The organism is SAR324 cluster bacterium, assembly GCA_029245725.1.
Taxonomy (GTDB): domain Bacteria; phylum SAR324; class SAR324; order SAR324; family NAC60-12; genus JCVI-SCAAA005.
In genome coordinates this window covers 1-12,435 of record JAQWOT010000084.1, presented here as the reverse complement: position 1 = coordinate 12,435, position 12,435 = coordinate 1, and the positions used below count along the sequence as shown (strand labels likewise).

Below are 12,435 nucleotides of genomic sequence, written 5' to 3'. Positions count from 1 at the left end.
TAATGCTCTTTCGGTAGCGTATATCACCTCCTGTTTTTGCTTGAGCGCTTGCTTTCCAGAGAATGTGATCTGATCAACATGCTGAACCAACTTTCTAATTTCACCGGATTTTTCGACCTTGAGTTCTCCAGCGCCCGTTCTCAATTTAGATCCCTTTGTGTCGAAGGTACCGCAAAAAACAACTTTTTTTGCATTTTGAGCAATATCAATGAATCCGCCTGGTCCTACAGTCACACCATCCAGTTTGGAAACATTGACGTTCCCTTCTTGATCGATTTGCCCAAATCCCAAAAAGGCGACATCCAGTCCACCTCCTGAATAAAAATCAAACTGCGATGGGCCATCGATCATACAGGTCGGATTCTTGGCGTAACCAAAGAGATTCCCCGTCAATAAATTCCCTCCATAAGTTCCGTGTTCAATGGTCTGGTAGTAATCTTCAGACTCTCCAGATTGGGCTATCAGAGCGGCAACTTGATCTGGAATACCAAATCCAAAATTGATCACGGCACCCTTGAAGAGCTCAAGACGTGCTCGGCGAGCAATTGCTAACCTTACAGAGAATACAGGTTTTTCACTCCGGTACTTAGCGTCCTCTTGTTCTCCCGAAATCGATGGATCGTAAATTAGTTCATAGCCCTGGCGTTGATCTGGATCAACTACAACAACATCTACCAAAGCAGAAGGTACTCTGACTTGTCTTGCTCCCAATTCTCCTTTGCGAACTTTCTCCCGAACCTGAAAGATTACTTTTCCCCCTGAGTTGTGGGCTGCAGCTGCCATTGCGTAGATATCGACATTTGCAGGTTCTTCATCCAATGAGATGTTACCTTCCTCATCTGCTTTCGAGCCTTTCAATAAGGCCACATCCACTGGAATAGGTACATAACGGAGATAAGTTTTGCCATCAATTTCAATTCGCTCAACCAGATCTTTTTGTGCAGCCTGGTTCATTTTTCCACCACCTAGGGTTGGGTCAACAAAGGTCCCCAATCCTACATGGGTAATCAAACCAGGTCTCTTGGCAGCAACTTCTCTCATTAACTGCATCGTTACACCCCCAGGCAACACATAGGCTTCAATTTTGTTGTCCTTAGCTAATTGCTGCATCCGGGGTGACCAAACCCAGTGTCCTCCAATAACTCTTTGAACAAGCCCCTCGTAGGCAAAACGATTCAAGCCTCGCTCTTTTCGATCTCCAATCCCAAGTGCATGCAGACAGGTTAACTTTTTCGGGTGGCCTGTAGCCAAAAACCTTTTTTCAACATGATGATGCAGGAGCGTCGCTTCCACTAGTCCTCCTCCTCCTCCAATCAGACCAATCGTAGCTTCATCAGGGATTAGTTCAATCGCCTCTTTGGCTGAGAGGAATTGCACATTCATTGATAATTTTGATAACTCATCAGTAATACCCCTTCCCAGCTCCTCCATCTACCGGAATTCCTGCGCCCTGTATGTGGCGAGCTTCTGGGGAACACAAAAACACAACTAATTCAGCAACGTCTTCAGGTAGCCCCAATCTACGGATACCTTCATTGCGAATGGAATCTGTACGAACCTCCTCCTTACTCTTGTTTTGCATTTTTGCTTTGCCTTCCAGCAGTCGTTCCATGCGCTCAGTTTCAGTCATTCCAGGAAGAATCCAGTTGACGTTTACATCATCCACCAAGCCCTGAGCGGCAAGGGCTTTGGAAAAGTTTGCCAGAGCTGCATTGACGGAACCTCCCACCATGAAGTCTCTCGAAGGAGAACGGGCTGCTCCCCCAACGATGTTGATGACTGTGCCGTCGGATTGCTTGAGAGAGGGCCACAATTGCCGACAAAGTCGAACTGCACCATGAAATTTGAGAGCGAAGCCATCGATCATTTCTTCATCAGACTGTTCCGGAAAAATTCCACCCTTAGTAGCACCCGCAGAGTTGACCAAGATGTCTGCTTGTCCAAACCGTTCAAGAAACGCATGGCTGGCTTGCTGGCAACCCTCAAGGGTCCTCAGATCAACAGAGTGAAAACCAACTTGAACAGCTGATCGTTGCTGAATAGCTGACGTCGCCTCTTTTAGTAGGACATCATTTGTCGCTACTAGGAAAACATTCGCCCCCTGTTCAGCAATAGCCTTGGCGCAAGCCAGACCAATTCCACGAGAACTCCCTGAAATAAATGCGTTTTTGCCTGAAAGCTTTTTCATAAATCATTAACCAAAATGCGATTCCACACCTTTCACAAGTGCGTGAAGTGTCTTTAATGTGGGAGTTGAAATCCCTTTACTTTCCCCAATCTCAATCACTTTCCCATAAATAAAATCAACTTCTGAGCGTCTTCTATTCAGTAAATCTACGCACAGCGAGGACTTGTTATCACCAGTTCCTTCAGGCTGAGAGATCATTTCCATACCCTCTATCACGGCATCTCTTTCAAGGGGTAAACCCAGCGCTAAACCAACCGAGAGTGCTTCTTCCATCGCTTGAAAACTGACGGCTCGCAACTCTGGAATTACCATCAAGGGAGCCACTTTTAGATTAGTCAGTCCCGATAGCGCACTCATCGAGATATTGCCAAGAAGTTTTTTCCAAATTTCCAATTGAATGTTGGGAACAGCATACGTTTCTAAGCCTGCTTTAGATAGCTTTTCCGCCATTAGCTTAGATCTTTCTGAGATTCCACCCTCCATCTCACCAATGTAAGATGGGACTCTAGAAAAATCATGGATCTGGCCGGGTCCTGTCATAAAGCCCGCCATCGCAGTCAAGCCACCCAGCACATTTTTAGGTCCAACTTCTTCTGAGATGACCTCCTCGTTACCCAACCCATTTTGAAAGCTGATACAAACCGCTCCTTGACTAGTCAGATGTTTGACCCTTTGAGCAGCTTCTCTGGATGCATTCCCTTTACACTGAAAAAGCAACAAATCAGCTGACTGGATTTGGCCAGGATCACTGATGGCTGTTATTTGAACTTTTCGATTTCCACCAAAGCCTTTGATCTGCAATCCATCTCGCTGAATCGCTTCGACATGTTCTAGATTGGGATCTTGAAGAATAACTTTTAGTCCTCCTGCCTGCAGAATAGAGCCAAACAAAGCTCCCATTCCACCTGCTCCAATAACTACAACATCTGCTTTCAGAGACATCCCTTAACCAAATTGAAGTGTAATCGAGCCAACGTTCCCAAAGTCAGCATTCACAACCGAACCCTTTTGAAAAGGCTGAGGGACTGTTGCTGCGCCTGTAGAGACATAATCGCCAACATGCAGTGAGTAGCCCCGCTGAGCCAGATGGTTTAGTAGGTCTGCCAATGCATTGAGAGGCGCACCACGAAGTTCACCAAGAAAATTCTCAGCTGGCTCGATATCATCTACGGAGAGTCGAATGAGGTGATTTTGAAAATCTAAGTTTTGCCATTCCGCATAAGCTTCACCAAAGACAAACCCGATTCCTCCACCATTATCCGCTATGGTCATCAATGACTTTTGCTCTTTGCTGCCATGCGGCAAAACATGACGATTCCCAATGATCTCAATTGCGGGATGCAGAATCACCCGCTCAATCAAATCTTCAGCAGACCAAGGTGCTTGGTTAGCTGGGCACTCAGCAAGAAGTCTGAACGCAAACTCTGTCTCCACTCGCGCTCTTGGGAACCTTTCTATTGGCAATTTCATTTGCCGACCGTGATAGGTCACCGACTTAAAAATCCGTCCAGGAATCACATCCGTATGCCCATCCATTTCTCGCATTTTGGCACTGGTAGCGCCAACTTTCCAACCCGTGATCAATTGACCGATCTGCTTACTCATCAGATCTTGAACCAGATATGATTCAGTTCGATTCAGAGGCAGTTCATCTTCAATGAGATCCTCAATCAATGAATGATTTAGCCAGGCTGAGGCTAGCTTACCCGCAAGTGCTTCGAGTTGAGCAGATCTATTATTTTTGTCCAAATTCATCCAAAGTATTCAAGGAAGGTTGGAATATTTTTTCGGAACCCAGCTTCAAAATCCCCATCGCCTTGGTGAAAGACACTTTCAAATGAAACGACACCTTCGTACTTGTCACCCCGGAGTGCTTCTGCCATCGGCTTGAATTGATCCGCCAGTTGGCCTTTGCCCATTTCACGGACCTCCAAATATGCTCTTGGGGTATCCGCATAGATGTCCTTGATATGGATGTGGGCGATGTAACCATCTCTTAAAAGTTCATATCCATCAGGATAGGCAGTTTCATGGCACCAACAGTTATTCGCTGGATCCCAGAGCACTTTAAGTGTTTCCTTGGCTTCTAGATCATCAATCAATTTTCTTGCTGTCCAGGATGAATTCACCATGGTTCCGTTGCCTGTTTCCACAACAAGTTGCTTGCCAGCATCTTTCGCAATTTCAAGCGCTGGCGCAATGATTGGGAGTAAGGCATCCCACGCACCCTTTGCAACATTCCACTTTTCAGCACCATGAGCCCCAAAGAGGATTTGCTCTTTTTTCGGCGAGAGTATTCGCACATTGGGAGATTTAACAGCATGAGCGATCTCCATACAACGTTTTAACCGATCCAGGTGCTGTACATGCAAAGGTTCACTGGGTTTAGTAGTCATCGGCATCCCGGCAAAAATATGATGACAAATATTGGAAACCTTAATCTGATGCAGATCCAATAATGCGTTGACCTTTTGTACTTCAGAATTCTCTAAGAACCCCACTTCCTTGTCCCAGACGAACTGAAGTTCAGCGAATTGAAGCCCAAACTCATCCATCACGTTCAGCGCATGTTCAAAATCACGGCTAATCCCATCCGTAATGACGCCAGTTTTCATAAATTCACTTTGTTGATGATTTTCTGTGCAACTCTGCCCCAACAATTTCTTCGATCACCTTGGTCACAATCCAATTATCTCCGTCTGGGTACTTCGTTTTTCCAGCCTGGAAAAGCTGCATGGCGCAACCTGCTGTGAGCAGAGGGACTCCCAACTCTCTTGCCATGTCCATTACAATTGTCAGGTCCTTGTACATGGTATTGATGTGACTGCCGGTTCCTTCAAATTTGCGATCAATGATGTTTTCCAAAGCTGTATTGACTACACCACAACCTGCCCCTGATGTACTGAAGACCTTATGTAACACCTCACCATCCACCCCAGCTTTTGCTGCCAAAGCTGCGGCTTCAAATGTTGCACTAAAGACAGATCCAATCAGGGATTGCAGGCAGGCCTTTACTGTCTGGCCCATACCAGCTTCAGAACCTACCCGATGTATCGTTTTGCTTATAGCTTCCATCACAGGAGCAAATTGATTCAATGAATCCTCAGATCCTGAGGCCATCATGGTCAAGGTCCCCCCCTGTGCCCCGGGAAATCCGCCACTGACTGGAGAATCAATCAACTGGATTTTGCTTCCATCTAGTTGCCTTGCTACTGCACGAATTTCAGAAGCCTTGATGGTGGCTGTTACGATGATCCCTGAGCTTGGTTGCATCGAATGAATCACACCACGGTTACCAAAAATTACATCCTGCACCTGCCCACCGTTCATTACCATGATGAAGACGACATCAACCAAAGAGCCCATTTCTAGGGGATCAGCCACACAATTGCCCCCAAGCTCTTGAAAAGCTGCCAACCGTTGTGGACTGAGATCAAAGCCATAGGTTTGGAAGCCCTTGTTGATTAAATTCTTGGCCATGCCACTGCCCATATCTCCTAAACCGATCAGGCCAACTATTTGTTTTTTTGCCATCAAATGCCAATTAACTGAAAAATTGAGATGGAGATATTTAGAAAGTGTCGAACCATACCCTGCAACCGGTTGCATGTCAACAGTTTGACTTGCGAAAGAAGAGACATATTATGGAGAAAAAAAAATTTGCTCCAAATCTAAGGATAGATGTCTTCAAAGTCCAGGGTCCCCACAATTTCACAAATTGCTGAACGAGCTGGTGTCGCCCGCTCGAGTGTTTCCCGAGCATTCACCAGGCCGGAGCTATTGAGTGCAACGACTGTTTTACGGGTCAAAAGAGTTGCCGAAGAGCTCGGTTACGTTCCAAATTCCAGCGCAAGAGCATTGAGTACTGGAAAAACAGGGAACATTGCTTTCTTGGTTCCGGATGTGGCAAACCCGTATTTTCCACCGATGATTCGATCTGCTCAATTAGCAGCAGAAAATTTAGATTACTGCGTATTCTTGGCTGATTTTGAAGAAAGTGGACTTAAGGAAGAAAAACTGATCGAAAGATTTGCTGGGAAAGTAGAGGGGGTCATTCTAATTTCCTCGCGAATGCCAGAGGATCGGTTACAGGGGTTGGCAGAAAAAACCCCAATAGTTCTGGTAAACCGAGATGTTCAGGGGATTCCAAGAGTTTTGATTGATGCTGGGTCAAGTTTGAAGCAAGCGGTAAGATTGTTGGCCCATCAGGGTCATCAGGAAATCGCCTACTTGAGTGGGCCTTCTGTGACATGGACCAACAAGCAGAGACAGGCAGCAATTTCTATGGTAACAAATGAACTGGGGTTACAGCTCGTCGTCATTCCTACTGAGAAACCCTCATTGGAATCAGGTCAAGCCGTAGTGGATCAGATGATAAGCAGTAGAGTAACAGGAGCAATTGCATTCAATGACCTGATTGCTCACGGAATTATGACCGAACTCAGTTCGCGGGCCTTGACGGTACCAAGCTCTTTCAGCATTGTTGGATGCGACAATTCAATTTCCCCTTTCACAAATCCTCCGTTAACCAGTGTTTCGAATGAAACTACTGAGGCAGGAAAAATCGCCTGTGAGATGATTATGGGGGTTCTTGGTGAAATGAACTCAAGGAATGATCAAATCAAAGTCTTAGAAACCATTCTAATTGAAAGAGAAACCATCGGACCACCATGCAAGTAAAACCTTTAGTGGCCCTTTCATAACAAAAGTTTATAAGTGCTCGCTCAGAAAATTTTTGAGTTCCTCCCAAGATTGACGGTCAGCTGACTCATTGTAACCAACGGGGATCCCATATTTTTGGCCTAACGCTGTAGTTGCTGGATTTGTGAAACCATGAAGTGCATCAGGGTAGGTTTTGATTACGTAATCAGCACCAAGACGATCCATTTCTCTGCTAAATTCCTGCACATTTTCAGAAGTTACCATTGCATCCGCTTCCCCGTGACAAACCAGAATTTTTGTATGAACATCTCCTGATTCTGCCTGATGATTGGCATCCAAAGCACCATGGAAGCTAGCGACTGCACGAAGTGGCCAACCTTTTCTGGCTGCATGTAAGACTATTGCTCCTCCAAAACAATATCCAATCGCCCCTAATCGGTTAGCATCTACTTCAGACTGACTTTTCAGAAAGTCCATTGCAGCAAGTACTCTTGCTTCACCATCCTCCATTTTGCTGAGGACTCCATTCATCAATGAACTGGCCTCTGCTGGATCGGATGCGATTTTACCTTCCCCATACATATCAACTGCCATTGCCACATAACCAAGCTCAGCCAATTGTTGGGTTCTGATCTCAAGATATTCTGTGAGACCCCACCATTCAGGGAAAACGAGTACCCCTGGAAAAGCAAATTCTGCCTTTTCTGGTTTTGAAATAAAGCTCTTCATTCCTGTTGAGCCAGCACTGTATTCTACCCTTGCTGATTCAATTGGCATGGATTTCCTCATTCAAGTGAGTTTTAAGATTGGATAGACTTTCTGTCAGTTTTTCAACTTCTTGACAGACTAAATAAATGAATTTATATTAAAATGTTTATTTTCTTACACATTAATTAAATTCCCTTTGGAGACAAACTCGCTTTCATCACGTAAGCTGAACTCATTGCAAAGCTTTTCTAAACCGAAGTAGCGCCCCAAACAAGTTTTTCAATGAATCGGCTTTATCTTCTTTCCGCCCTTGCAATACGGAGAAATATGAGCAACCTCAAGCTTTTGTCTGAGGTCAGCCTGCCCCAGAGCTTCCAAGCACCTGAAATCTATGTTCAGAATTGGACCAACCTTGCGATGCCCAGCAGAATGCGGGTTGATCACCGAACTCTCACCTCTTCCTATGGAAGATTCACGATTGAACCACTGGAGCAAGGGTACGCTGTCACTCTTGGCCATTCACTGCGCAAAACTTTGCTCGCTTCCATGAATGGGAGTGCGATTGTGGCTGTGAAGATTGATGGAGTGAAAAAGTCCACAGATGAACTGAAGGGAGTTCAAGGTGGATTAATGAATTTACTATTGAATTTGAAGGAAGTTGAGGTCAACAACCAGGAAGAAGGGCTGGTTGAACTGGATCTAACAATTGCCTCAGGTGGGAAATTGCTTGGGAGTGACCTCGCTGCAAATGGTGAAATCAAAGTCCGCAATCCAAATAAAGAAATTTTTCAACTGGAAAAAGGCGTTGGCTTACAATTGAAATTGTATGTCAACAAAGCTCGAGGGTATGTCACCGCAGAAGAAAATGAGAAGCTGAAATTGCCCAAAGGAACGCTCTATCTGGATTCTTACCATTCTCCGATTCGAGAAATTCGATACGAGGTGGAAAACGCCCGCGTGGATCAAAGGACCGATTATGATCGCCTAATCTTTGAAATATGGACTTCTGGAACAATCAGCCCGCAGGATAGTCTGGCTCGGGCGGCATGGGTATTAAGAAAGCAGTTGGGACTGTTCATCCATTTTGATGAAAACATTTCAGCAATTCCCTCGCATCGCCAGGTCACAGAAGAACACGTGCCGTTGTCTCCAGACTTGTATCGTCCTGTCAGCGAGTTGGAACTTTCGGTGCGCTCGATCAATTGTCTTCAAAATGCCAAGATTGACTTCATCGGAGAATTGGTTCAACGAAGCGAAAATGAGCTGCTTCATATGAAAAATTTTGGTAGAAAATCCTTGAATGAAATCAAAGCGATCCTAAGTCAGATGAATCTTTCTTTGGGAATGGAGATCGAAGGATTCGATCCTGACAGCCCTCCTGACAGCGATTTCTGATGACTTTAATTGGGGAGGAACACCAAAAAGTTCTCATTTTGGGTCCTCTCCAAGTTTGAATTGCCTGCTTAATGGATCTTGCCGATTGACCAGAAGAACGTTTCTCCTGAACTATCGTCTACCCCGTCATTATCAGTAGAAACAAATATCTCTCCATCCGCAGTGATGGCAAGTCCTTCAATCTTATCTACTAAGCCCTCAAACTGCTGTAAATCAGGGATAAGGTCTCTCACTAACTCTTTGGAGACGACTGGTAACTTTGGGCTGTTTAATGGTTCTGCGAACATCTCGCTGGTAGGAATCCGATAGATTTTTTTCGTGATTGCGGCATCCTCAATTTGGTTATCACGTTCGATCACGTAGAAAAAATCTCCATGGGCATTAATCTCAGACATACCCACCCAGCCTTTGGTTGGTTTGGCCTTTTTGTAGTAAACAGCTCCCCATTCCCCAAAATCTGTGTTGTAAGACACCAACTTCACGTGATCTTTTGGATCATCTTGCCATTCGTGCTGAATGACCATCCACAGTGTGTTATCAACACGGGGAATTCCTTCAAATCCAAAGCGTTTTTCTGCGTTCAGCAATTGAGGAGGCAGAGAGACTTCCTTTTTGATCTCACCTTTCGCATTCACAAGGTAAAGGCTATGCGGAATCATACGATCTGTTCTTCCTTCCGATGCTACCCAAAACCCATCTTTGCCATCGGTTGTTATACCCTCGAGATCTAGTTTCTGGGCAGGATACCCAGCACGAGTGATAGGAATTCGCTAAACATCCGAACTGGCTTTGAGCTTGGATCAATCACTAATATGGTGGGTTGATAGCCATAAAAGCTGCTGTTTACCACGTAGATCATCACGTCAGATTTAGCAACCATTCCAGAAATGGCACCCCAACCGATCAACTCTGAAGCACCACCAGATGTCAAGGCAGGGTAGCTAGCTGGAGCATCCTGATACTCATAGATCATCACATGGGCACTCACCCCGGCATCTTCAACTAAATCAGCTTCGTTTGCAGTTGCAATAATATTTCTCTTTGGAAGGGCGATCGCTCCTTCAGGAGAAAGTCCTGAGGGGAGCAGTTGTTCAAGAACCGGATTGCTCGGTACACTCATGTCGTAAACACCGACGACAGAACCCCTTTCAGAAAGCAGAAACATGAAAGGCCTACCATCAAACAAGGTGAATTCCATTCCTTCTGGCTCTAATCCCTTAGCATCTGAACGTTTTTCTGGATAGTGCCCAATTTCAATCAAAGCGTGCTCAAAATTAGCTCCACTTTCATAAACGAGGATCCCATCCTTCTTGAACAATTTGAATCCTCGGCTACCCCCATCCAGAACACCTTCGTTGGCGATCGTGAACAAGTCATTGTTTAGCCATTGAATACCATCAGGCTCTTGAAGTCTGTTTTTTTGTGAGCCATTAAAAATAAGTGCACCCCGTTCATCAAGAGCATCAATCTTTTCTAGGTCTGTGGCTCCCGCACTGAAATGAGAGATAATTTTTCCATCTTGATCCACCACGGAAATATGATTGTTTTCTTGAAGGGTCAACACGGTTTCACCGATATCATTGATATCTACAAATTTCGGTTCAGGATCTTCCGCACCAATACTTGCCAAGCCTGTCATGTCAACCAGGTTCATGGAACTACAAATGAGACTACCGTCACCAACCGAGATCATTACTAGATTTCTAGCCGGCAGCTGAGGAATTCTTACATCCCGAAGGTCCTCATCTCTTTCATTTTCGATGGTGATTGAGATGAATGATCCGTCAGGAGAGGAAGCAGTGCTGTCTGGTTGACCCCCAATTCACATCCATTGATCTCTTTTTGTAATTTCAGGTTAACCGCATGAACTTTACCAGAGGGATTCTTGTAGCTTCGGAAGTATTGACCCCCACGAAAGCAGTGTTTCCAATCACTAAGACGGCAATAGGTTCTCCCTGCATTTTGATATTGCCCAAAGCCTTTGGGTTCCGCTGATCATTGATATCAATCATTCCAGTCACCCCCCCCAAGTGGGCTATCTGTGTAGACAAGAATATTTCCATCAGCTGTAGCCGAAATGATCTCTGCAGAACTTTCTTGATTGGGTGTCCTCACCAGTTGCTATGTTGAGGTAAGTCGGGAAGGAAGAAATTCTGTTGAAATTTTTAGCTGCTTGAACAGCACTGGAAGTTCCGAGAGTCAAGGTGAGGGTTGCCACGAACCATTTAAAGGACATATGAATCTCTTGTCGAGGGTTTCGAATTCAGACTGCCTGATGGCAAATCCCAATTTTTCGTTCACTGAAGAGTTTGCTCTGCGATCGAAATTACAGGTCTATTGTTTAGTTCATGTTAGCTACCGATCTGGTCCAGGATCTGAAGTTGATTTTTGAAGTAATTACGAGGTTGAACCTAGTTCCATCATATAGATGAGGATCCAATAGCGTGTAGCCTTTCCAAGAGTCACTAAAATAAGAAAGCGAGCTCTTGAAATGCCCAAAGTCCCAGCGACAATGGTCAATGGATCTCCGATTACAGGCAGCCAGGCCAGTAACAAGCTCCACTGCCCATATTTTTGAAACCAGCATTCAGCTTGTGACCATCTTTGGTGAGTGATCCCCAACCACTTGGCCCCCCACCCTCGAAGAATTCCTGCCCCAAACTCCCTGTTTAAAAGAGCACCAAGCACATTTCCAAGTGTTGCCCAAAACAAGAGTTTCAATTCGGAATGAGTTCCAGAAAGCAGTAACCCAGCTAGCAAGACCTCAGAGCTTCCTGGCAAGAGGGTAGCTGAAAGAAACGCGCTCAGAAATAAACCCCAATGTTCCCAATCGACTAAAATTGAATCCCAGACCATTTAGCTGCTCTTGTTCGAAAAATAGTTTCTTATAGTGAAGCAAATTGTGGCTTACCAAAATTTGCTAGATATTTGACTTTTTGATTCAAGTCAAAATCACCATTTTTCAAGAAAATCTTTCCTAAAAAAGACATTTAAATCAGGAGAAATTCATGGGTGCTTCAAGAGAAGTCGTTGTTGTTAGTGGAGTTCCAACTGCAATCGGTGATTACGGAGGCAGTCTCAAGGATTTTCCTTTGGTAGATCCTGCGGCGTCTGTTGTAGCAGAGGCAATCAAACGAGCTGATTTGGACGCGTCAAAATTGGACAAGTAGTAATGGGCAATGTGATTCATACCGATCCATGGGACATGTACCTTTCCCGCTATGCAGCTGTAAAAGGAGGTATTCTGATCGAAACTCCTGCCTACACTCTAAACCGTCTTTGTGGCAGCGGACTCCAGGCGTTCGTCTGTGCAGCCCAATCAATTCTGTGCAGCGATACAGATATTGCCCTGGGAGAAGGTGCAGAATCATTGAGCCGATCCCAATACTGGCTTCCAAACATGAGATGTGGACAACGAATGAATGACGGACAGGTCATTGATGCGATGGTTGGAGCACTCTCTGACCCATTTGATAGTTGTA

General features: G+C 45.1%; 12 protein-coding genes and 1 pseudogene. 4 read left to right on the top strand and 9 right to left on the bottom strand.

Annotated features, from left to right (window positions below):
• From P8O70_03705 to P8O70_03680, 6 genes are all read right to left on the bottom strand, one after another.
• Nucleotides 1-1,383: CoA-transferase (locus P8O70_03705; GenBank protein ID MDG2195986.1), on the bottom strand; the 1,383-nt coding region annotated here is incomplete at its 3' end.
• A 19-nt stretch (nt 1,384-1,402) separates the two neighbouring features.
• Nucleotides 1,403-2,188 (bottom strand): SDR family oxidoreductase, encoded by a 786-nt coding sequence (locus P8O70_03700; GenBank protein MDG2195985.1) that lies wholly within the window; start codon nt 2,186-2,188, stop codon nt 1,403-1,405.
• Nucleotides 2,189-2,194: 6 nt separating this feature from the next.
• Nucleotides 2,195-3,130: a ketopantoate reductase family protein gene (locus tag P8O70_03695; protein ID MDG2195984.1), complete on the bottom strand. Its 936-nt coding sequence runs from the start codon at nt 3,128-3,130 to the stop codon at nt 2,195-2,197.
• Nucleotides 3,131-3,133: 3 nt separating this feature from the next.
• Nucleotides 3,134-3,943 carry a hydratase gene (locus P8O70_03690; protein MDG2195983.1) on the bottom strand — a complete coding sequence of 270 codons (810 nt, stop codon included), beginning with the start codon at nt 3,941-3,943 and terminating at the stop codon, nt 3,134-3,136.
• Nucleotides 3,940-4,803, bottom strand: a complete 864-nt coding sequence (locus P8O70_03685) for a TIM barrel protein (protein ID MDG2195982.1) — start codon at nt 4,801-4,803, stop codon at nt 3,940-3,942. Before P8O70_03685 ends, P8O70_03690 begins: the two co-directional genes overlap by 4 nt.
• A 4-nt stretch (nt 4,804-4,807) precedes the next feature.
• Entirely contained in the window at nt 4,808-5,722 is a 915-nt protein-coding gene (locus tag P8O70_03680) for an NAD(P)-dependent oxidoreductase (GenBank protein ID MDG2195981.1), read from the bottom strand.
• Nucleotides 5,723-5,869: 147 nt separating this feature from the next.
• Here P8O70_03680 and P8O70_03675 point away from each other — a divergent pair, with 147 nt between their 5' ends.
• Nucleotides 5,870-6,868 (top strand): LacI family DNA-binding transcriptional regulator, encoded by a 999-nt coding sequence (locus P8O70_03675; GenBank protein MDG2195980.1) that lies wholly within the window; start codon nt 5,870-5,872, stop codon nt 6,866-6,868.
• A 30-nt stretch (nt 6,869-6,898) separates the two neighbouring features.
• Here the strand turns inward: P8O70_03675 and P8O70_03670 are convergent, their stop codons facing one another.
• Nucleotides 6,899-7,627: a dienelactone hydrolase family protein gene (locus P8O70_03670; protein ID MDG2195979.1), complete on the bottom strand. Its 729-nt coding sequence runs from the start codon at nt 7,625-7,627 to the stop codon at nt 6,899-6,901.
• 258 nt (nt 7,628-7,885) lie between these two features.
• On the opposite strand from P8O70_03670, the gene P8O70_03665 reads away from it, so the two are divergent.
• Entirely contained in the window at nt 7,886-8,953 is a 1,068-nt protein-coding gene (locus P8O70_03665) for a DNA-directed RNA polymerase subunit alpha (GenBank protein ID MDG2195978.1), read from the top strand.
• A 68-nt stretch (nt 8,954-9,021) separates the two neighbouring features.
• Here P8O70_03665 and P8O70_03660 read toward each other — a convergent pair.
• Nucleotides 9,022-11,189 (bottom strand): annotated as a pseudogene (locus tag P8O70_03660) (esterase-like activity of phytase family protein).
• 161 nt (nt 11,190-11,350) lie between these two features.
• Nucleotides 11,351-11,809, bottom strand: a complete 459-nt coding sequence (locus tag P8O70_03655) for a DedA family protein (GenBank protein ID MDG2195977.1) — start codon at nt 11,807-11,809, stop codon at nt 11,351-11,353.
• Nucleotides 11,810-11,961: 152 nt separating this feature from the next.
• Between P8O70_03655 and P8O70_03650 the strand changes: the two genes are divergently transcribed.
• A complete protein-coding gene (locus P8O70_03650; GenBank protein MDG2195976.1) occupies nt 11,962-12,123 on the top strand; it encodes a hypothetical protein in 162 nt (53 codons plus the stop codon).
• 2 nt (nt 12,124-12,125) lie between these two features.
• On the top strand, nt 12,126-12,435 hold a 310-nt coding region (locus P8O70_03645; protein ID MDG2195975.1), incomplete at its 3' end, for an acetyl-CoA C-acyltransferase.

Excerpts from the sequence above, each read along its gene's own strand:
- P8O70_03690 (MDG2195983.1), bottom strand. The coding sequence starts at position 3,943 with ATGAATTTGGACAAAAATAATAGATCTGCTCAACTCGAAGCACTTGCG.
- P8O70_03665 (MDG2195978.1), top strand. The coding sequence starts at position 7,886 with ATGAGCAACCTCAAGCTTTTGTCTGAGGTCAGCCTGCCCCAGAGCTTC.
- P8O70_03680 (MDG2195981.1), bottom strand. The coding sequence starts at position 5,722 with ATGGCAAAAAAACAAATAGTTGGCCTGATCGGTTTAGGAGATATGGGC.
- P8O70_03655 (MDG2195977.1), bottom strand. The coding sequence starts at position 11,809 with ATGGTCTGGGATTCAATTTTAGTCGATTGGGAACATTGGGGTTTATTT.
- P8O70_03695 (MDG2195984.1), bottom strand. The coding sequence starts at position 3,130 with ATGTCTCTGAAAGCAGATGTTGTAGTTATTGGAGCAGGTGGAATGGGA.
- P8O70_03650 (MDG2195976.1), top strand. The coding sequence starts at position 11,962 with ATGGGTGCTTCAAGAGAAGTCGTTGTTGTTAGTGGAGTTCCAACTGCA.
- P8O70_03675 (MDG2195980.1), top strand. The coding sequence starts at position 5,870 with ATGTCTTCAAAGTCCAGGGTCCCCACAATTTCACAAATTGCTGAACGA.
- P8O70_03700 (MDG2195985.1), bottom strand. The coding sequence starts at position 2,188 with ATGAAAAAGCTTTCAGGCAAAAACGCATTTATTTCAGGGAGTTCTCGT.
- P8O70_03685 (MDG2195982.1), bottom strand. The coding sequence starts at position 4,803 with ATGAAAACTGGCGTCATTACGGATGGGATTAGCCGTGATTTTGAACAT.
- P8O70_03670 (MDG2195979.1), bottom strand. The coding sequence starts at position 7,627 with ATGCCAATTGAATCAGCAAGGGTAGAATACAGTGCTGGCTCAACAGGA.